The 410-nt window shown below is 20.5% G+C and carries 1 protein-coding gene; it reads right to left on the minus strand.

Annotated features, from left to right (window positions below):
* Nucleotides 1–410, minus strand: a 410-nt coding sequence (locus EII32_RS11745) for a hypothetical protein (protein WP_199741446.1), incomplete at both ends; no start/stop codon positions are given.

A 410-nucleotide genomic window follows, 5' to 3' on the forward strand; every position in this document is an offset into this window, starting at 1 on the left:
CTATAGAATTTTCATCAAAAATATCAGCTTCTATACCTAAATTATTCAATTTATCTTTAATAGTATTAAACACACTCAATTTATATTCATTTAATTCCAAAATTATAGGAAATAAAAGTATCTGTTTTGAAATAGTACGATTATTGTAATTATCCAATAAATTTTCATACAACAGTCTATATTTAGCATTTAATATATCTATAATTATAAACTCATCCTTATCGGACAATAAAATATATTTTGAAAAAATTTTACCTATAATTTCATAATCTAAAATATTTTTTGAAGTTTCAGTATTATCATCAAGTTTTATTTGTTCCAATACCGGAGTATTTTCTACTTTTTCGTCCTTAACAATATAATTTTCAATATTATCTTCTTCATTTATCGTTTGTATATCATCTTTATTT

This window comes from Prevotella sp. OH937_COT-195, from assembly GCF_003932845.1.
Taxonomy (GTDB): domain Bacteria; phylum Bacteroidota; class Bacteroidia; order Bacteroidales; family Bacteroidaceae; genus Prevotella.